A 19233-nucleotide genomic window follows, 5' to 3' on the forward strand; every position below is an offset into this window, starting at 1 on the left:
CCCCTCTCTACATGGAATACGTATTCCGACGCAAAAACTTACCATTTCCAGGACGACCGACAAACTGCTTCTCACGAATCACAAACTCTCCGCGGGATAACACCGAAATCACATCTCCATGAACGGTCATCCCCTCAAACGGATTGTAATCCACGTTCATATGATGGGTTGCAGCAGAGATCGTCCGTTCCACTGTGGGGTCAAAAATAACGAGATCTGCATCACTGCCGACTGCAATTGTCCCTTTTTGCGGAAACATGCCAAACAGCTTCGCAGCTTTAGTAGAAATAATGTCAACAAACTGATTAATACTGATACGTCCTTGGTGAACACCCTCGGAATATACCACACTAAAGCGATCCTCAATAAGAGGGCCCCCGTTCGGGATTTTTGTGAAATCGTCTCTTCCAAGCTCTTTTTGTCCTTTAAAGTTAAACGAGCACTGATCAGAGCCTATAGTCTGCAAGTGTCCATTCTTTAACGCACTCCATAGCACATCCTGATGATACTTGGCCCGTAAGGGAGGAGACCATACATACTTGGCGCCTTCAAAGTCTGGCTTCTCCAAATAGCTGATATCTAATGCTAGGTACTGGGGGCAGGTTTCTCCCCAGACCTGAAACCCTTTCTTACGGGCTTCCGCTATTTTTTCCACGGCTTCTTCACAAGAAACATGGACGACATACAGCTGCGAGTTGGCCAAAGCAGTTAAGGCGACAGCTCTCCCCGTAGCCTCCCCTTCAACCTCGGGCGGTCGAGTAAGGGCATGATAAATGGGAGCCGTATTTCCATCCGCTAAAGCTTGCTTAACCAAATAATCGATGACGTCGCCATTTTCAGCATGTACTTGAACAAGCGCCCCTAGCTCTCGAGCCTTTAATAAGGTTTGATAGAGAATGTCATCATCGCATTGGAACACATTTTTATAGGCCATAAACACTTTAAGCGAGGTGATGCCTTCTTCCTGCACGACCTTTGGAAGCTGATCAATGACATGCTCGTTCATCTCTGAGATCATCAAATGAAAGCCATAATCAATGACCGCTTTTCCTTCCGCTTTCGCATGCCAGGTGTCAATCGCTTCTTTAATCGGCTTCCCTTTAGAAGTCAGGCAAAAGTCGACGATTGACGTGGTTCCGCCAAAGGCCGCTGCTCTCGTTCCCGTCTCAAAGTCATCCGCTGTGGTCGTACCCCCAAAGGGCATATCTAAATGCGTGTGGGGATCGATTCCCCCTGGAAAGACATAGCATCCAGCGGCATCAATCACTTCTGCACCGGGAATATCCAGCTGTTTTGCGATACTCATAATTTTTTCGCCTTCTATTAATAGATCCGCTTGGTATTTATCTGTAGCTGTAACAATGGTACCGCCTTTGATCACCTTACTCATCTTCGCTCCCCTACTTTCTTTGACGTTTTACCCGGTTTTCGAATCTGGCTTAGTTAAGGCGGCTTGACGCTCATTCCAGGTTAATGGTGGTTCTCCTGTACGGATTTCAACCATTTCGATGCAATCCTCGACCGGGCAGACAATGGAACAAAGGTTGCATCCAACACAATCTTCTTCCCTCACTATAAGCCTGACTTTACCGGTCTCATCAGGCACACGCTCAATACATTGGTGTGACGTATCCTCGCAGGCAATATGGCATTTATTGCAGCTAATACAGGTATCATTATCGATTCTAGCTACAATCTTATAGTTGAGATTCAAATGACCCCAATCCGAATAGCGCTCAACCGTTTTTCCAACGATATCCCTTACAGATGCGATCCCCTTAGCATCTAAATAATGATTTAGCCCATCGATCATGTCTTCAACGATTCGGAAGCCGTGATGCATGGCTGCCGTGCATACCTGGACACCCGTGGCGCCAACTAATAAATATTCAACAGCATCCTTCCAAGTCGAGATTCCTCCGATTCCTGAGATAGGGATGCCTATAAGCGGATCCCTGGCACATTCAGCCACCATATTCAGTGCGATGGGCTTCACAGCAGGGCCGCAATATCCACCATGGGCACCCTTTCCGTCCACATGAGGAATGGTATTCCATGAATCTAAATCTACACCCATCAAACTATTGATCGTATTAATCATGGATACGGCGTCCGCTCCGCCTTGAGCTGCGGCCCGGGCGGTATAGCGAATATCTGTAATATTAGGTGTAAGCTTCACAATGACCGGCGTTTGGGCTACTTCTTTGACCCATTCAGTTTGCTGTCGAACTAAATCGGGCTGCTGTCCTACGGCTGAGCCCATTCCTCTTTCGGCCATTCCATGCGGACAGCCAAAGTTGAGCTCAAGACCATCAACTCCAACTGCTTCCACTTGCTTTACAATTTCATGCCATTTCTTTTGACTTGGCTCTACCATTAACGAAGCGATAATCGTGTGGTTAGGAAATCTTTTTTTCGTTTCGTAGATTTCTTTAAGATTGACATCTAGTGGACGGTCTGTGATCAGCTCAATGTTATTAAATCCAGCTACACGTTGACCATTATAATGAAGGGCAGCAAAACGCGAGGTTACATTGATGATAGGTTCACCTAATGTTTTCCAAACAGCTCCACCCCACCCCGCCTCAAAAGCTCTCATTACTTGATAGCCCGAGTTCGTAGGGGGAGCTGAGGCAAGCCAAAATGGATTGGGAGATTCAATGCCGGCCAGGTTAATTCGTAAATCCGCCATGAAACAAGCCTCCTCTTTTCTAAATGTTAAGAAGCGATTTCCTCAGAATGAGCATCCGTCATGAGATCACGATCTACGGCTTGCGCAACTAATTTTCCTTGTTGAGCGGCTTCTACCACCATGGCTTCCCCTTGCCCTTTTCCAAAAATGCAATCTCCTGCAGCATATACTTTAGCTTGGGAGGTTTGGAAAGTATCTTGTTGGACCGAAATCACGCCATGGGAATGAGAGAGACCAAAGGCTTCTATTAATTCCAAATGTCGGGTTTGACCTATTGCCTTAACGACAGCATCGACTTCAAGTGTGAATTCTGAGCCAGGTATAGGTACAGGGGTCTGTCTCCCTGATGCATCCGGCTCACCTAACTCCATCCGAATGCACTCTAGCTTCTGAACCCGTCCTTCCCCTATGATGCGTTTGGGCGTAACAAGCCAACGGAATTCAATGCCGTCCTGCTTGGCGAATTCATATTCAAAAGGATAAGCGGACATCTCGTTCTCCGTCCGACGGTAAAGAATTTTGACGTTCTCGGCTCCCAAGCGCTTAGAACAGGTGGCTGCATCGATAGCTGTATTCCCTGCTCCGATCACAGCTACTCTAGAACCAATAAATCGGTCATCCAACTCCTTCGACTTTGTGTCTTGGATCAGTTCAATCGCATCGTATACTCCTGTCAGCTCCTCCCCTTCTATGCCTAAGTCTGGCACGTTGCCCATACCAATCGCTAAAACCACCGCATCATATTCACCCATTAGCTCTTGCGGTTGAATATCTTTACCAATACAGGTACTCGTCCGGATCTCAACTCCCAGCCTTCGTACTTGGTCGACTTCCCAAAGAGCTATCGATTGCGGTAAGCGGAAAGACACAATACCATAGGTATTTAATCCTCCTGCAAGTTCTTTTGCTTCAAATATGGTCACCTTATATCCCTTGCGCGCCAATTCCCTAGCGGTGGACAGTCCTGCTGGACCGCTTCCAATGATAGCCACTTTTTTTCCGTTGTACTCCCCTGGCTTAAACAAGACTTCGTTATTCTCTATCGCCCAATCCGTCGCATAGCGTTGTAGCATCCCGATCATAATCGGTTTGGAGGCATCATTAAGTACGCATGCCCCCTCACAGAGCTGCTCTGTCGGACAAACTCTCGCGCAGCTTGCACCCACGGGGTTTGCATCCATAATGGTGGTCGCTGCTCCCTTCATATTTTCCTGAGCTATCCGCTTGATAAACTGAGGAATATTGATCCCTGTTGGACAAGCCGTTATACAGGGAGCATCATAACAATACAAGCAACGATTAGACTCATCCATGGCATCCTTCTTTCGAAGCGGCGGAACGACTTCCGTAAAATGAGTAAGAAGACTCTCCACTGGAATGAAGGTGGTTTTCCTATCTTGCATACACCCATACCTCCTCGTCTTCGTAAAGTGTTATTTTTATGAATTAAGTGATAATTAACTATATTCAGTTTATGTTATCAATGTTATAATGTCAACATATTAATAACATGCTATAATATTTACTCCGTTAGTTGAGAAAAATCAGTTTTGTTTCTTTTCAATTTGAGATATCATGAAACCAAGGGCAATTGGTCTACTCTACAAATAGAGAGGAGGTACTAGCCTTGTCCCCAAACCAAATGGAAGAAATTTCTCTTCTCCGCAACGACATAGAAGGCCAAATCGAAATACTCGAAAAACGTATCCTGGATGATCAGCTTACTCTCCAATCTTTAAAGCTACGGTTAAAAGAATTGATTATTCAGGAAAAAGAACGCGCTTGTTACCTTTCATCCAGTGAAATATTAGATTTAATCTATGAACATACAGGTAAAGAAAGTAATATGTCCACCATTAAACGGTGGTCCGATCAGGGGTTTCTCGGCGAGGCGATTGACGAGCGAGAAGTCTTTTGGGCACTTAAAACGAAACAAGGAAAAAAGCGCTTCTTGTATCCCAAGAAGCAGGTGTACCAGTTTCTATATGATAAAAAATGGATCCGGCCTCGATTTGATGTACTGGATCGCGTGAAAATCTGCAAGCCTGGAACACCCTACCACGAAGAGGCTGCCGTGGTTGTAACGAGCCGATTAGAATTAGACGAGTTTCTGTATACGCTTCAAACAGAGAACGATTTCCTAGTTCTTCAGGACATAACAGAATCTTGCCTAAGCTTGATATAGAGAAAGAACAGGAGTGGATGAGATGAGGGTATCTTTAACGCTAGACAATACATTGGATAATCAGCATGTTTCTCGCCGAATTAAAGAATCCAACCGAGAAAAGAACAATGATATAGCCGTCTCTTTTTCAAACGATCTAAAGAAAATCGTATTAGAGGGAGAATCCATCTATGTACCAGATGCCCATGTTTTAGAACGTGAAGACATCCGAGTATCAGGTGAAGTGAAATGCCATGAGGATGGCTGTGAAATTACTGCAAAAGAAAAAGGCAAAACCGTTAATCTTCACTTGGACTCTCACTTGGTCGAGGAATTAGATCAAATCCGAAAGCACGTCTCAAGTAGAACCCAACATGATCTACTGCTCGAGATTTTTATCCGTGGTATCAAAGACATAAAATCTGAAAGAGAGTAATTAAATTAAGGCGATCCTCCCGGGCATTCCAGGGTGATCGCCTTTTTTGTTCAGCAACATTCTTAAGTTGGAATATATCCACTATCCCCTAATTTCTTCAACCATGTCTTGATTGTTCGACGGTGCCGTCCAAAATGGTCGACCATCTCATCCATGGAGGGTACAACAAACTTTCTTTCCTCTAAATACCGCCAGAGTATATATTCGCTCATACCTAGTTTTATTATAATTTCATGCGGATACATGATCCCTTTCCTTTCTTTGCTCCTACGTCTTTGTTTCCCCTAAATTTTAACATGGAAAAACCTTTCTCTAATCTTTTTAGAAAATTTAAACTTGCGACAATTATAACTACCCATAATGCCCGCCAATCTTCGCGCTCCGTTCAAGCGCAATGCCTCCTTCTAATAAACTTGAGGCTTTTATAATCGATGTGGATCCGAACACATCTCGGATCTCATCTATAGCAAAGGCTAAGCTCCTCTTTTTTTCCTTGGTTTTATAGTTGAACATATCCAATTGCATTTCCTGATCAGGACTGAGATTAGATAGGCTAACATAAACATTGCGAATTTCTGTGCCAGGTATGTGATGCGTATTGAATAGGCGAATACACACATCATAAACCTCGTCTTCTAGGTTAGTCGGCGTATCAATCGACTGAGATCGGGAGAAGCCTCCCATAATCTCGCGGGAATAGCCAATGCCTAACGAGATGGTTCGGCCCGCCATCCGATCTTTCCTTGCTCGACTCGTAACCTCATCACATAATTCGCGAATGACAATTTTAATTTCGGAAGGCTTCGTGTAGTCACGGAGCAGGGTAATGCCGTTTCCGTAGCTTTTATGGGTTTGATTGTAGTTCGGTTGAACTCGAGAAAAGTCTATTCCCCAGGCATGGTTAAACAGCTGTACGCCCATGATTCCAAAACGCTTCTCCAATAAAGAAACTTCAAATCCCGCGAGTTGACCTACGTTGCGGATTCCCATTCGGTTTAAATTTCGTTCCATCCTTGATCCGATGCCCCACATGTCTTTAAGAGGATGAGGCCATAACCGCTCAGGCAGGTCTTTGTAAGTCCATTCCGCGATGCCCTCAGGGGCCTTCTTGGCATCAAGATCTAAGCAAACCTTAGCCATGAGCATGTTCGGTCCTATTCCAATCGCAACAGGAATCCTTAATTCCTCCCAGATGGTTTGCTTTATTTTCCGTGCTACGAACCACTTATCTCCAAACAGCTTTTCTGTTCCGGTTATATCAATCCAAGCTTCGTCCACAGAGTATTGCAAGATACTATCAAAAGGAGCAAAACGCCCCAATATTTTGGTTAATTCTAGACTTACTTCGAGGTACTTGGACATTTGTGCTTTGACTACCTGAATTCGTGGATCACGGGGCAGCTCAAAGTACCTGGAAACATTTTTTACGCCAAAATCCCTTTTCAGTGCAGCAGAAGCAGCCAGCACAATGGAACCGCTCCGCTCTGGATCTCCTACCACAGCCAAGTAAGCTGTGAGAGGATCAAGTCCGAGCAAGGAGCAATGGGCAGAAGCGTAGAAGCTCTTGGCATCTAGCATCAGAATGGAACGATGGGGCATTTGGCTATAATCAAACATGCGCTCACCTCACAAACAAACAGAAACGTACGTTCTGTTCAGGTTTAAAAAAATAATCCTTACTGGACAGGAAGGACCGCTAAAATGTGATCTACTGAAAAACAACGAGGCGCTCGTCGATGCAAGCAATAAGCTTTAACTTTCGTCCCCTCAATGGTATAGGGTTGAATAACGCGCTTAGAAATACGTCCGCGCCCATCCATATAAATCATCTCCACCCGTTGACCCGTAGACACATAACGATGCAACTCAGTCATCACCGGCACTCTCCCTCCTTCAGGAACGTTTGTTCTTATTTTATGTGAAAGGGAATCATTCATGCAAGATCCAAAAAATATCCAAAAAAAAAGAGCCACTCCCAATGAGTAACTCCAAAGCTGTCGCCGATGGCTAATCAACATACATCAGTAAGGCTACAAAGCTCACGATAGCAATAAGAATCGATACAGTCCCTTGAACATAGTGTTTTTGAAAAAGACGCAAAACGCCAAAGCTAAAAAACGATCCCACAAGAAGCAGCATAATAGCACCAAGTGTGAAAAGTGGAATAGTTAAACTGTTTAATTTGGCAATACCCATAGTAAAAATGCCTCCTTACAGGAAACTCTCAATTTCGCTGATATCATATCATACCTTTGGACAAGAATCCATCTTTTTGACTCGCCAATTCCTCCATACGATGGAAAAAGGCTATTCCCCTTATGAGAATAGCCTCGTTCTTTAAGTTAAGGCAGAAGAATTTTCTGCCCTGGGAAGATCAAATGTGGGTTGCGCAGTTTATTTAACTCTTGAAGCTTTTTCCACACCGTGCCATGGGACTGGGCGATCTTAGACAAGGTATCGCCTTTTTTGACCACGTACCAAGCAGGCTGCGACTTGACTACCTCAGATACCGCAGGTTGCTGGACAGGTTGAGACTCATGTCCCTTAATGGCTTCAACCGTCACTCGACTTTCTATAATTGGAATTGCCTGTTGATTTTGCAGGTAATCAATTACAATCTCATCCAAGGTCGGGTAATGATTCAAAACTGGCTTTTGGGCAAACATTTTGTAGTCATCTCCACCAGCAGCAAGGAAATCATTCGTGGCGAGGATATACTCCTGGTTAGCGTTAAGGGGTTTCCCCGCGACGAATACCGAATGAATACGTTGCCCTTCTGGTTGATCCGGATCAATTTTAAAAGTTAATCCAGCTACATGCGGAAAGGCTCCTTTAGGTTCTGGATATTGGCCAGCCCCATGCTCTAGGGCTGCTTGAAGTTCGGATCCTGTGACCTTAATCGTAACCACATAGTTCCCAAACGGCAACACGGTAATAATGTTCCCTTTTGTGACGGTGCCTTGTTCAATAGAAGCTCGAATGCCTCCACCATTGGTCAGAGCAACATCAGCCTCGGTGGATTTTAGCATAGCGCTAGAAATCAAATTGCCGAGGTTTGTTTCACCAGCGCGTACCTTCTCCCTCTCCCCTTCTAGTTTCACGGCAGCTGTTCCGATCACTTCTTCAAGGACCTGGGCTTGGCTAGATTTAATGTCTTCAATAATCTTGGTGATCTCGGGATCCGGGATTACATCCTTCGCATCCTCTTTAGAGATAATCGAAGCTTTTTTTTCAGTGAGGGTTCCTTTGTCAAATGTAAGGTTCACCACACCAAGATTTTTGCTATATTCGCCTGCTTGAGTAATCAATGTTTCTCCTATCATCAAATCCGTGAAAACTTGATGGCTATGTCCATCAATAATCACATCAATGCCTTTTACCTGTTCGGCAACAAGACGGCTGGTGTGCTGACTAGATTCATCCATGCCAAGATGGGCAAGCCCTATAATCACATTCACTCGTTCTTGTTCGAGTTGCTCGACCATCTTCTTAGAATGGGCTACAGGATCTAAAAACTGTACGGTTTTAACATTCTTGGGATGAGTTTTATACGCTGTCTCGGGAGTTGCAATACCAAAGATCCCGATTTTTATCCCGTCCAGCTCTTTGATCACGTAGGAGTCAAGGACAGGTTTGCCATCAGCTCTATTGACTACATTGCCACCCATGACCGGAAAGTTTAGTTTTCCTTTAATCTCCAGTAGTCTATCCATTCCATAATTGAAATCATGGTTTCCAGCAGTCATGGCATCATATCCGATTTCATTCATAACGGGAATAATGCTTTCTCCCTGAACCAATGTGGTAATAGTTTGACCATGGAATGTATCTCCGGCGTCCAGTACGAGCGTATTGGGGTTCTCCGCTCGATGCTGCTTAACCAATGCAGCAATTTTGGCGTATCCCATTCCTGCAGAAGAGCTTTCTTCGAAGCGGGAATGAATGTCATTGGTGTAAAGGATCGTTATACGTTTTCCTTCAGCCGCCTCCACCGTTCTCGCCCCTATACTTGGCAACCAGACCGATAAAGCCAAGAAAAGGGCCATAAAAATGGACATGCTTCTCCTCATACTTTTCCTCCTTATGTATTTACTTGAAAAATATACCTATGATTATATTAACCTATTAACTAGTTCGTTGTAAAAGTTTGATAGGTTAAAAAGAAGAGACTGCCCATTACAATGGACAGTCTTCATTTTATTCTTCAATATAGGAACAGCAATAATCCGTAATTTCGGACACCTTAAGTTTAAAAGAAGTACCGGCAGGTACAATAAATTCCATACCCCCAGTGAACGATTTCCACTCGGATTCGCCAGGAAGTAAGACGTCCAATTTCCCTGCGGTGATCTCCATAATTTCCTTTTGGCTTGCCCCAAATTCATATTCCCCTGGCATCATAATCCCTAACGTTTTCTTGGACCCATCTGGGAATAATACCGTTCGGCTGGTAACCTTCCCATCAAAGTAGATGTTTGCTTCTTTTAATACGGTGACTTGATCAAATTGCGCCAATGTTCTCTCTCCTCTTTTTTCCTTAATGATACTACTATAGCTGTACAACAAAAAGGAAGCAATAAAAAAAACTTCTATTGAAGTATTTCCAGGGTAGCCAGATTAAACGCTTTAGTGAACTTTAACTTTCTTAAACAGTAAAAAATTAAAACCCTCATATGAGGGCTTAGCGACTTTCTCCATCAAGTTCCATGAATTCATCATCTGCAGCTGTCTGCATCCCGGGATACAGTTCGATGACGGCTTCTTTTTTGGGTTCATTATACTTATCAGGGCGATGCATATCACGGTAAGTTAGTTCAACATTGTGTTCAAATCCTGCATCCACCAATTTATTGTAGAACATTTCAACGGTTTTGTTCACTCGGTGAATATCATGCGTAATACCTTTATAAAGAAGGACGTAACCGGTTGGATCCTCCTCGTCTCCATAATGGGACAGCTCAAAATCTCGCGTAAGAATATTGCCTGACTCCTGAATTTTTTCCCACAGCTCCTGTGCATTGGCGAAGTAGGTTTGCATGGAAATACCCCCTCAAAATCACTTCTATCCTAGTATGAAACGAGAGGAGGTTTCTTATCCGCTAGCGATACCGCAGGAACAACGACGTTTTCCAAGCAGCAAAGAATACGAAGTTGGGAATTCTTGATTCACCCGTTGGACTTGCTTAGCAAACTCATCTTTATCCTGTGGCACGTAGGATAAAGAGTCGGCCTTTTCTTGCGTATCAATGCTCGCGCCTGGTGGAACAAACCGGTGAGGGGCAACCCGTACTCCATTGGTTACGACCGCGCCAGAAGCAATATAGACACCCTCCCCTACACTAGCGTTGAATACGGTAGATTGAAAACCTATAAAAACTTCATCCTCGATTAAGCAAGGGCCATGGACGATTGATCCATGCGCACAGGTAACGTCCTCGCCAATATAAATGGAAAATCGCTGGTTGTTTTTTTCAATAAACTCGTCACGAATCCCATGTAAAATGACACCATCTTGAATATTGCTGTTTTCCCCAATATGGAATGGAGTTCCCTCATCTGCACGTATACTGACAAAAGGACCGATATAGACATTTTTGTGAATTCTGACGTCCCCGACAACATAAGTAAAAGGACTGAGGAAAACTTGATCATCAATGGAAGGGTGTAAGGAATTTGGATTGAATGTTGTTGATGGATTGGGTCCAATAAATCTGACAATGGCATTCATAGGACCCCAAATTCCACCACCTGGAGAATTTCTCATATGAACTCCGCCCTTCTTTAGGAGATAGTGAGATATACTATTCAGCCAAGTGCGCATTTGCCTATATATCTCTAGATCCAGCTAGGTTGTTATCGCATATAGTAAGGTAAATTGCGTTGGAGGAAGGGTTTATGAATCGTTTTGTTAATCGCCTGAAGCAACAGCTTAACACCCTTGCTCGTCATCCGGAAATTGGGAAGATAAAATCCCAAACCGCTAAGACAATCCATCGAGCCAGTATCCCCATCCCCTTATCGGGGGTGTTAATTCAAACGGCCCTTGTACAGGCGCAGCTAGAGGATGTGCAAAAGATCAAGGTAACGATAGATGGCGGCTATTTGCACATTCGTGGAGAAGTACGGAAATGGATGGTAAAAGTCCCGTTTACCTTAGCGCTAAAGCCTTCTGAGGCTCATGAAAGAACTGTTGCCTTTTTAATCCATGAAATGACCCCTTCCCTAAATGAGCGAATCAAACAGCATATATTCCACCGTCCTCCCTATCTCCGTTATGAAGAGAAGCAAATCTTCCTGGACTTAAATCAAATTGAGGTGATCCGTAATTTTAAACAAGGAACGATTAAGAATCTGGAGATTAATGGAGATAAGCTGTGGGTTCGGATAGGGATTTAATTAAAATCATTATCGGTTTGGAAGCATGTTGCTTAGTTTCATGATCAAATAGCGTGAGTAATTTGGAATTGTACCAGGTACGTGAGCAAACGCAATGTAATCGTGACTATCCGCCACTTTTCCGTGAGCATATGAAAAATTTCGTGAGCATCCGGAACCGAACGCGAGCGATAGGGTCTGATAATCGGCCAGGAAATAAAAAAGCGTAATTACTTTAAAAAATCAGCTTCATTTTGAAGGCTCTAAACGAAAGTTTAGATAGCACTCATAAAAACCAGACTAAAATTACCCAAAACCTTGAAAAAACTTGAGCCAGGCGGTACCTCATTCAAGCGATCTGCCCCCTCATGTAAAAAGAACCCCCTGATCTCGCGAGAAGCGAAGCAGGGGGCTCTTTCTTTTATTTTTTAACTAATTGACCGCGCGTAACACCCAATTGATTCGTCGCTTTCAGCGATCTCCATACACTTGTGCCTGTCCGCTTTCCTTCAAGCGCTTCTCGGTATAAGCGAACGACCTCCTGTACCTTTTCACCCGTTTCTTCTAAGAACTCGATTCGGTAATGACGAATTCCACGGTGCTGGAATTGGGGTAGATACTCTGCGCCCGATTGTTCAATCGCATTATACACCGTGTTACGGCAGCCGATGTCCACTCGGACAGGATGAAGCATGCCGATGCGATCCTCAAGGGACACCCGATGAGTTTCACAAGGTCTTCCGCAATTGGTAAAGTCGGTACCTTCGCTTAGGAAGGTGCAATACACGCAATGTTCGGTATGGAACATCGGCAAATGCTGATGAATGACCATTTCCACATGTGCGTTATCAACCGATTGATCCAGCAGGTCAAGCATCTGTTGAATGTTGAGATCATAAGAAGGTGTCACTCGCTCTAAGCCTCGGTCTAAGAAAAGCTCAACCGCTTTATGATTGGCGATATTCAGCGAAAAATCACCAATAAGAGGAAGATCCAGCTTTGACTCAGTAAAGTACTGTACCGCTCCAAGACTCCTAACTAAAATAGCATCCGGTTCGGCTTTGACTATCCCATTCAGAATACCATTCTCTCCCGGCATATGAATGCGCGGGGTAGCCAAGGCAATCGGCTTTCCATATTGCCGTGCAACAGAAACCGCTTGTGGATAATCCTTCGTAAATTCAAAGTCGGCATATAGATAATCAGCATCGGTTTGACAGGCAGCCTTAATTTGCTCCATCGTACGACAAAGTGCATAGAGCTTGTTAGAAACTTCCGGCGCTACTCCGCGCTTACGAGCGGACAGCTCCTCCCCTATAACCACACGTTGGTACACCCTTGGCTTTTGTCTCAGTTCCACCAGCTGTTCAACCGCTTCTCTACGCATCCGATTCAGCTCACTTACAGGCACAATTACTTCTCCAACTAAATCGAGCTCCACGTCCGTTAACTCATAGATGGTTCCGCCTAAGCGCCCCCATTGGTCTTGCAAGTACTCTGCTGTAAGAGGTCGCTTAAGAGCAACTTGTAAGGACTCAGCAGACGTGATGGTAACCACACCTCCCGTGAACTCATCCTTCCAGGTGGAAACGAGTGGCTTCCCGTTTTCCCCACTCGCCGTCACTCTCAGAGGGAATAGCTTATAAGATTGCTCCGTCTCATAGGTTTTACGCAATTGGCGATCCAGCTCCTGATCACTGGTTTTCCAAATCCGGTCCCCTACATGCACCTTGGTAAGATTCACATCATGGCGTCCTGGAACAATCTCGACTATGCCTTCCTGCACTTCCCCTTCTAGCTTTACCCCTCTGCTGCGCAGATCATAAATTCGGCCGCCCTCTTCTTTTTCCTCAGGACGACCCGCATCAAACACAAGGCCATCCCCGCGCTTAAGAGGGGCCTGCAATTCGCATAGCACCGCATCGCGAAGTACTTTTTTTACGGTACCGACAAACACTCCTCTGCTCTTAGGAAAAGTCCCGTCCAGCAGCTGCTTATGATTTGTCCCTTTCAAAAATCCATGGGTAAAGCCGCGGCTGAAGCTTTGCTGCAATTCTCGAATGTCCGCTTTAGAAGGAGTGTAATCCCGGCCCGCCATGTATTCATCAATGGCTTTTCTATATTTGCTGACGACATTGGCAACATATTCAGGCGATTTGAGTCGGCCTTCAATCTTAAAAGAAGACACGCCCGCTTCAATAAGCTCCGGTACAATATCGATGGCGGCTAAATCCTTTGGAGAAAGGAGATAGGAGATATTGCCCATTTCCTTTTTCTCTCCATCAACAACAAGATCATAGGGCAAGCGGCAAGCTTGAGCACATTCCCCGCGGTTCGCAGAGCGGCCGCCCCACATCTCAGAGGTCAAGCATTGTCCGGAATAAGAGACACAAAGGGCCCCATGGACAAACACTTCTAATGGCGTATCGGTCTTACCTGCAATCGTTTCAATTTGTTTTAGATTGTTCTCCCGACCAAGTACGACTACTTCAATGTCATAGGGTTTAAGAAATTGAACGCCCTCTGGGGACGTTACCGTCATCTGAGTCGATCCATGGATCGGAAAGTCTGGCGAGATCTCGCGTATCAGCTTCATCAGACCCATATCCTGTACAATAAGAGCATCTACACCGGCATTCATACAGGCTTCTACGAGCTCTCGCGCTTCACTAAACTCATTTTCAAAGACGAGGATATTGAAGGTTACATAGCCTCGAACTCCATATTTATGCAAATAAGCCATGATGTCAGGGAGTTCTTCCATTTGGAAGTTATCTGCCCTCACACGAGCATTATATTTTCCAACACCAAAAAATACGGCATCAGCACCATTGGCCACAGCAGCACGCAAGCAGTCCCAGTTTCCAGCTGGAGCTAATAATTCAATGGCATGTCTAGAGTTGTTTTTCAAGGTTTTCATCCTTCCCATTTTAACCTACCAACGAATAATTCTACCTCATCTCTCCCCATATGGACAGACCCTTTATTAGGATATGGGCGTTTGACCTTGCCCGCCCAACTTCAGCTCATCTAGGCAGACGTACAAACAACCGGCTGGGTGTACGTATAGTATAAGGTGAACAAACAAAAGGAGGAATGTTTTGATGGCTTCAAGTTTTCACCATGGTTATGCGAATATCCCCCCGGCAGCCCCTTACGCTGGTTATGCAAACGTCCCCCCAACGGCAGCAGCCCCATATGGATATGAGAACATGGCCCCGGCAGCAATGGCTCCCATGACCGCACCGATGGCCCCCGTGACAGCTCCCGTATCGGCAGGCTGCGCACCTGTCGGGCCTCTTGGTGGAGGTTTTGCCTTCATTCTTGTGTTGTATATCCTGCTTGTGATTATCGCGAGACCAGGATTTATCTAAGAAGAGAAACGTAACCAAGGCCGATCCCATTAGGGGTCGGCTTTTTCATCTTTGAGTGGCCCAAATTCGTCACCGACTGCTTGTGCTAAGCGATAAACTATGGAAAGGAGGTGTGTGCCTTGGCTGCCAGAACAGGTCAGGAATACATCCACATGATCACCAAGCTCAAGCCCGTGCTTTGGTTTGGAGGCAGTAAAGTCGATGATCCTTTTGCCAGTTCAACCTTCCGAGGGCTCATCGAAAGTCAAGCCGCCTTATATGACATCCAAAGCCAACCCGAGAAGGCAAGTTTCATGACATACCTCTCTCCGACAAGCGGAATGCGAGTGGGAACCTCTTTTATGCAGCCGAAAACCAAAGAGGACTTAGAAAAAAGAAGAAAAACGACACAGGAATGGGGCAGATTTCATGCAGGTATGATGGGAAGATCACCTGACTATATGAATACCCTAATCATGGCCCTTGGGACTGCCGCAGAAGTCCTTTCCGAACAAGATCCTCGTTTCTCGTCTCACTTGCGAGAATATTATCAATACTGCCGAGAAAATGACCTAGCTTTGAGTCATACCTTTATTGGCCCAAAGATTCGTGTCTCATCGGAGTCCGAGCGGAGCATTGCTGCTCGAATCGTGGAAGAAAACGACAATGGGCTTGTTATTGATGGGGTCCTCCTCATGGCCACTCAAGGAGGACTCACCGATGAAATCCTGGTTGTTTCCAATTCATCGGCCAGTTGGCTAGACCTTGATCCCTGTACCTTCGGCTTTGCCATACCAAGCGATACCCCTGGCTTATCCTTTGTATGCCGGGAAGCTTTGAATTATGGGGGCTCGACCTTCAACTACCCTCTTTCCTCGCGGTTTGAGGAAATGGATTCGATCGTCGTATTTAATCGAGTATTAGTTCCTTGGCATCGCGTCTTTTTCTACGGCCAGCCCGATGTGGTCAATAAGTTATATAGAGAAAGTCAAGTTTCAGTCCACATTACCCATCAGGTATTAGCTAAAAACGTGGTAAAAACGGAGTTCGTGCTGGGTATTCTCCAGTTGATGACGGATACCATGAATCTGGGGCATCGCCCTGATATCCAGGAAAAAGTGGGCGAAGTCATCGTAGCTCTTGAAACGTTAAGAGGGTTGTTGTTTTCCTCCGAACTCCAGGCCGCAACAGACCGTTGGGGAAGCATGTTGCCGGATTACCGGCCCTTATTAGCTGCACGACAATACTTTCCCAAACTGTATCCTCGAATGATGGAGATCATGCAATGGATCGGCTCTAGCGCTTTGATGACGATTCCTAGTGAGGAAACCTTTCAATCACCAATAGGAGAAGACCTGATTCATTTTCTAAAAACGAATAACCAAGATGGCTATGAACGAACGAAACTTTACCGGCTGGCTTGGGAGCTGTGCATGAGTTCGTTCGGGACTCGTCAGGTACTCTATGAACGCTTTTTCTTTGGGGACCCTCTTCGTAAAGCAGAGGAACTGTATCGAAGCTATGACCGATCGGACTGTATAGCATGGGTTCGGCAATTTCTTGATGCACAAGGAAAACAGGGCTAACCCTTGTAAGGTAGCCCTGAATGATATTTAAGCATAAAGCTCTTCTCTTAATTTTTGAACTTCCGGACTGGCCAAGTACTCATCATAAGACATCATTTTATCAATGAGACCTTTAGGTGTAATCTCAATAATCCGGTTCGCCACGGTTTGGACAAACTGATGGTCATGAGACACGAATAGAGCTGTGCCGTCAAAGTCAATCAGTCCATTATTCAGTGAAGTAATGGATTCAAGATCCAAGTGATTCGTAGGTTCATCGAGAATGAGTACGTTAGCTCCTGTCAGCATGACACGAGAGAGCATGCAGCGCACCTTTTCTCCTCCAGAAAGAACGCTTGCCTTCTTTAAGGATTCTTCACCCGAGAATAGCATGCGGCCCAAGAAGCCTCTGACAAAGGTTTCATCTTGATCCTTAGAGTATTGGCGAAGCCAATCCACCAGGTTGAGATCCACCCCTTCAAAATACTCGGAGTTGTCCTTCGGGAAGTAAGCTTGAGATGTCGTCACACCCCATGCATATTCACCATTATCTGCTTCCAGCTCACCCATGAGGATTTTAAATAGGGTAGATTTCGCATTTCCGTTAGGGCCGACAAAAGCAATTTTATCTCCCTTATTTACTACAAAGCTCACTTGATTCAGCAGCTTTTCTCCCTCTAATTCCTTCGAGATCTGATCCACTGTCAGAATTTGCTTGCCTGCTTCTCTCTCCGGCTTAAAGTTAATATAAGGATATTTTCTGGAGGATGGCTTGATGTCATCAAGCGTTAGCTTTTCTAGTTGCTTTTTGCGGGAAGTGGCTTGCTTCGCTTTGGATGCATTGGAGCTAAAACGAGCAATAAACTTTTCCAACTCCTTGCGCTTTTCCTCTACCTTCTTGTTTTGATCTCTTACTAATTGCAAAGCTAATTGGCTGGATTCATACCAGAAATCGTAGTTACCAACATAGAGCTGGATTTTACCAAAGTCAATGTCTGCGATATGCGTACATACCGTGTTCAAAAAGTGACGATCATGAGATACAACGATAACGGTGGTATTGTCATCAATATTGAGCAAGAAGTTCTCTAGCCATGCGATGGATTCAGCGTCCAAGTGGTTCGTCGGCTCATCCAGCAGTAAGTTATTAGGGCGACCGAACAAGGCTTGCGCCAACAAAACACGTACCTTTTGGTTCCCATCTAATTCCTTCATCTTCTTATCATGAAGATCCTTGGCAATTCCTAGACCCATCAACAATTCGGCTGCCTCGGCTTCTGCTTCCCACCCGTTCAGCTCACCAAACTCACCTTCTAGCTCAGCCGCTCTCATGCCATCGTCTTCAGTAAAATCAGCCTTGGAATAGAGTGCATCTTTTTCTTCCATAATGTCATAAAGTCGCTTGTGACCCATAATGACGGTCTTTAGGACTTCGAATTCGTCAAATTCATAATGATTCTGTTTCAGAACGGCCAAGCGTTCCCCCGGATTCATGATCACATCACCTTTATTGGGTTCAATCTCTCCGGATAATATTTTAAGGAATGTAGACTTACCCGCTCCATTAGCCCCTATCAGACCATAGCAGTTCCCTGGAGTAAACTTGATATTCACTTCTTCAAACAGGGCGCGCTTTCCGTAGCGCAGCGTAACACCATTTGTACTTATCATATTGATAAATCCTCTTCCTATAATAAATTTACACTCACAAATCAATATTTTATCATAGATTGAGCATTTATCCTACTGTTCTCCTTCTTTCTTTATACGCGTAGTTGATCGCATTGATCTCTCCGCCAATCAAAATGTTCAATGCACAAAGGTAAAACCAGAGCATCAAGACAATCACTCCACCCAAGCTCCCATAGGTAGCCGAATAATTCCCCCAGTTATTTACATAGTAGGAGAACCCTAGAGAAGTAATCTGCCAACCCAAAGCTGCGATAACAGCCCCAGGAATGACGTCCTTGCAGTTGATGCAGGTATTGGGGGCAAAGAAGTAAATGCCAATAAATACCGTCGTAACAATAACAAAATTGATGGTCCAACGGAGGATATGCCATAAGTTAATGGTTTCCTTAGAAATATGGAGTCGCGCATGCATCCACTCCCCTATGGAATAACCAAAAACGCTCAAAACCAAGGCAGAGATCACTACGAGCAACATGCTCACCGTCAGTACGATAGAGAGCAAGCGAGAATGGATAAAGCTCTTGCGATCAGGTAGACCGTAAGCCTTATTGACGGCTTTGACAATGGCATCCATAGCACCTGAAGCGGTAAATAGACTAAATATAATCCCAAAGGATAGGGTTCCTCCACGCTTAATATCCAGGATGGACCGAAGATGCTCCTCCATGCCCATGGAAACTCCTTCAGGAATATATGCCGACACAACATCCATGACCTGTTCTGAGGTAATCGGCAAATAGCCTAACAAGCTTAAGGAAAAAAGCAAAAAGGGAAACAGCGAGAGAAGAAAATAATAAGCACACTGAGCGGACAAGCCGAGAAGATCATCTCTGTCAAATTGAATCCATAGCTCTTTTAGGACTCTAGTTACCATCCTATAAAGAACCCCCTGTCATTAGAGTGTTTCCGATTTAATCTTCCCTAAAATGCAAAGAAAAAAAAGGACTTTCCTAAGA

At 44.8% G+C, this 19233-nt stretch carries 19 protein-coding genes; 5 read left to right on the forward strand and 14 right to left on the reverse strand.

The window, feature by feature from the left end; all coding sequences use genetic code 11:
* Nucleotides 1–7 precede the first annotated feature (7 nt).
* The 3 genes from hydA to EIZ58_RS15275 are packed head-to-tail and all read right to left on the reverse strand — an operon-like array spanning nt 8 to nt 4095.
* Nucleotides 8–1390, reverse strand: a complete 1383-nt coding sequence (gene hydA, locus EIZ58_RS15265; protein WP_134701699.1) for a dihydropyrimidinase — start codon at nt 1388–1390, stop codon at nt 8–10.
* Between the two features lie 27 nt (nt 1391–1417).
* A complete protein-coding gene (gene preA / locus EIZ58_RS15270; protein WP_134701700.1) occupies nt 1418–2692 on the reverse strand; it encodes an NAD-dependent dihydropyrimidine dehydrogenase subunit PreA in 1275 nt (424 codons plus the stop codon).
* 26 nt (nt 2693–2718) lie between these two features.
* A complete protein-coding gene (locus tag EIZ58_RS15275; protein WP_134701701.1) occupies nt 2719–4095 on the reverse strand; it encodes an NAD(P)-dependent oxidoreductase in 1377 nt (458 codons plus the stop codon).
* Between the two features lie 224 nt (nt 4096–4319).
* Between EIZ58_RS15275 and EIZ58_RS15280 the strand changes: the two genes are divergently transcribed.
* Together EIZ58_RS15280 and EIZ58_RS15285 are read left to right on the forward strand one after the other, a co-directional pair.
* A complete protein-coding gene (locus EIZ58_RS15280; protein ID WP_134701702.1) occupies nt 4320–4877 on the forward strand; it encodes a hypothetical protein in 558 nt (185 codons plus the stop codon).
* A 22-nt stretch (nt 4878–4899) separates the two neighbouring features.
* Nucleotides 4900–5292: a hypothetical protein gene (locus tag EIZ58_RS15285; protein WP_134701703.1), complete on the forward strand. Its 393-nt coding sequence runs from the start codon at nt 4900–4902 to the stop codon at nt 5290–5292.
* A gap of 62 nt (nt 5293–5354) precedes the next feature.
* Here the strand turns inward: EIZ58_RS15285 and EIZ58_RS15290 are convergent, their stop codons facing one another.
* The 8 genes from EIZ58_RS15290 to EIZ58_RS15325 all read right to left on the reverse strand — a co-directional run bounded on the left by EIZ58_RS15290 (nt 5355) and on the right by EIZ58_RS15325 (nt 11056).
* On the reverse strand, nt 5355–5537 hold the full coding sequence (locus tag EIZ58_RS15290; protein WP_134701704.1) for a helix-turn-helix domain-containing protein: 183 nt from the start codon (nt 5535–5537) through the stop codon (nt 5355–5357).
* Nucleotides 5538–5643: 106 nt separating this feature from the next.
* A complete protein-coding gene (locus tag EIZ58_RS15295) occupies nt 5644–6909 on the reverse strand; it encodes a Y-family DNA polymerase (protein ID WP_134701705.1) in 1266 nt (421 codons plus the stop codon).
* 59 nt (nt 6910–6968) lie between these two features.
* Nucleotides 6969–7166 carry a WYL domain-containing protein gene (locus tag EIZ58_RS15300; RefSeq protein ID WP_370297710.1) on the reverse strand — a complete coding sequence of 66 codons (198 nt, stop codon included), beginning with the start codon at nt 7164–7166 and terminating at the stop codon, nt 6969–6971.
* Between the two features lie 133 nt (nt 7167–7299).
* Nucleotides 7300–7488, reverse strand: a complete 189-nt coding sequence (locus EIZ58_RS15305) for a hypothetical protein (RefSeq protein WP_134701707.1) — start codon at nt 7486–7488, stop codon at nt 7300–7302.
* 146 nt (nt 7489–7634) lie between these two features.
* Nucleotides 7635–9362 (reverse strand): 5'-nucleotidase C-terminal domain-containing protein, encoded by a 1728-nt coding sequence (locus EIZ58_RS15310; protein WP_134701708.1) that lies wholly within the window; start codon nt 9360–9362, stop codon nt 7635–7637.
* Nucleotides 9363–9489: 127 nt separating this feature from the next.
* Nucleotides 9490–9807, reverse strand: coding sequence for a pyrimidine/purine nucleoside phosphorylase (gene ppnP, locus EIZ58_RS15315; RefSeq protein ID WP_134701709.1), 318 nt, complete (start codon nt 9805–9807; stop codon nt 9490–9492).
* Nucleotides 9808–9973: 166 nt separating this feature from the next.
* Nucleotides 9974–10330, reverse strand: coding sequence for a hypothetical protein (locus tag EIZ58_RS15320; protein ID WP_134701710.1), 357 nt, complete (start codon nt 10328–10330; stop codon nt 9974–9976).
* Between the two features lie 54 nt (nt 10331–10384).
* Nucleotides 10385–11056 carry an LbetaH domain-containing protein gene (locus tag EIZ58_RS15325; RefSeq protein WP_134701711.1) on the reverse strand — a complete coding sequence of 224 codons (672 nt, stop codon included), beginning with the start codon at nt 11054–11056 and terminating at the stop codon, nt 10385–10387.
* Nucleotides 11057–11187: 131 nt separating this feature from the next.
* Between EIZ58_RS15325 and EIZ58_RS15330 the strand changes: the two genes are divergently transcribed.
* A complete protein-coding gene (locus EIZ58_RS15330) occupies nt 11188–11688 on the forward strand; it encodes a hypothetical protein (protein WP_134701712.1) in 501 nt (166 codons plus the stop codon).
* Between the two features lie 400 nt (nt 11689–12088).
* Here the strand turns inward: EIZ58_RS15330 and EIZ58_RS15335 are convergent, their stop codons facing one another.
* Complete coding sequence (locus EIZ58_RS15335; protein WP_134701713.1) at nt 12089–14587, reverse strand: U32 family peptidase; 2499 nt, start codon at nt 14585–14587, stop codon at nt 12089–12091.
* A 184-nt stretch (nt 14588–14771) separates the two neighbouring features.
* Here EIZ58_RS15335 and yjcZ point away from each other — a divergent pair, with 184 nt between their 5' ends.
* Together yjcZ and hpaB are read left to right on the forward strand one after the other, a co-directional pair.
* Nucleotides 14772–15041, forward strand: coding sequence for a sporulation protein YjcZ (yjcZ, locus tag EIZ58_RS34455; protein ID WP_240689097.1), 270 nt, complete (start codon nt 14772–14774; stop codon nt 15039–15041).
* Between the two features lie 119 nt (nt 15042–15160).
* Nucleotides 15161–16606, forward strand: a complete 1446-nt coding sequence (gene hpaB, locus EIZ58_RS15345) for a 4-hydroxyphenylacetate 3-monooxygenase, oxygenase component (protein WP_134701714.1) — start codon at nt 15161–15163, stop codon at nt 16604–16606.
* 27 nt (nt 16607–16633) lie between these two features.
* On the opposite strand, the gene EIZ58_RS15350 is transcribed toward hpaB, so the two are convergent.
* On the reverse strand, nt 16634–18256 hold the full coding sequence (locus EIZ58_RS15350) for an ABC-F family ATP-binding cassette domain-containing protein (RefSeq protein WP_134701715.1): 1623 nt from the start codon (nt 18254–18256) through the stop codon (nt 16634–16636).
* Nucleotides 18257–18323: 67 nt separating this feature from the next.
* Nucleotides 18324–19151 carry a YihY/virulence factor BrkB family protein gene (locus EIZ58_RS15355; protein WP_134701716.1) on the reverse strand — a complete coding sequence of 276 codons (828 nt, stop codon included), beginning with the start codon at nt 19149–19151 and terminating at the stop codon, nt 18324–18326.
* Nucleotides 19152–19233 lie beyond the last annotated feature (82 nt).

It is taken from the genome of Ammoniphilus sp. YIM 78166 (assembly GCF_004522215.1).
Classification (GTDB): domain Bacteria; phylum Bacillota; class Bacilli; order Aneurinibacillales; family RAOX-1; genus YIM-78166.

Bases quoted from the DNA above. Each gene is read 5' to 3' on its own strand.
- hydA (WP_134701699.1), bottom strand. From the start codon at position 1,390: ATGAGTAAGGTGATCAAAGGCGGTACCATTGTTACAGCTACAGATAAA.
- preA (WP_134701700.1), bottom strand. From the start codon at position 2,692: ATGGCGGATTTACGAATTAACCTGGCCGGCATTGAATCTCCCAATCCA.
- EIZ58_RS15275 (WP_134701701.1), bottom strand. From the start codon at position 4,095: ATGCAAGATAGGAAAACCACCTTCATTCCAGTGGAGAGTCTTCTTACT.
- EIZ58_RS15285 (WP_134701703.1), top strand. From the start codon at position 4,900: ATGAGGGTATCTTTAACGCTAGACAATACATTGGATAATCAGCATGTT.
- EIZ58_RS15290 (WP_134701704.1), bottom strand. From the start codon at position 5,537: ATGTATCCGCATGAAATTATAATAAAACTAGGTATGAGCGAATATATA.
- EIZ58_RS15295 (WP_134701705.1), bottom strand. From the start codon at position 6,909: ATGTTTGATTATAGCCAAATGCCCCATCGTTCCATTCTGATGCTAGAT.
- EIZ58_RS15300 (WP_370297710.1), bottom strand. From the start codon at position 7,166: ATGACTGAGTTGCATCGTTATGTGTCTACGGGTCAACGGGTGGAGATG.
- EIZ58_RS15305 (WP_134701707.1), bottom strand. From the start codon at position 7,488: ATGGGTATTGCCAAATTAAACAGTTTAACTATTCCACTTTTCACACTT.
- EIZ58_RS15310 (WP_134701708.1), bottom strand. From the start codon at position 9,362: ATGAGGAGAAGCATGTCCATTTTTATGGCCCTTTTCTTGGCTTTATCG.
- EIZ58_RS15320 (WP_134701710.1), bottom strand. From the start codon at position 10,330: ATGCAAACCTACTTCGCCAATGCACAGGAGCTGTGGGAAAAAATTCAG.
- EIZ58_RS15325 (WP_134701711.1), bottom strand. From the start codon at position 11,056: ATGAGAAATTCTCCAGGTGGTGGAATTTGGGGTCCTATGAATGCCATT.
- EIZ58_RS15330 (WP_134701712.1), top strand. From the start codon at position 11,188: ATGAATCGTTTTGTTAATCGCCTGAAGCAACAGCTTAACACCCTTGCT.
- EIZ58_RS15335 (WP_134701713.1), bottom strand. From the start codon at position 14,587: ATGAAAACCTTGAAAAACAACTCTAGACATGCCATTGAATTATTAGCT.
- yjcZ (WP_240689097.1), top strand. From the start codon at position 14,772: ATGGCTTCAAGTTTTCACCATGGTTATGCGAATATCCCCCCGGCAGCC.
- EIZ58_RS15350 (WP_134701715.1), bottom strand. From the start codon at position 18,256: ATGATAAGTACAAATGGTGTTACGCTGCGCTACGGAAAGCGCGCCCTG.
- EIZ58_RS15355 (WP_134701716.1), bottom strand. From the start codon at position 19,151: ATGGTAACTAGAGTCCTAAAAGAGCTATGGATTCAATTTGACAGAGAT.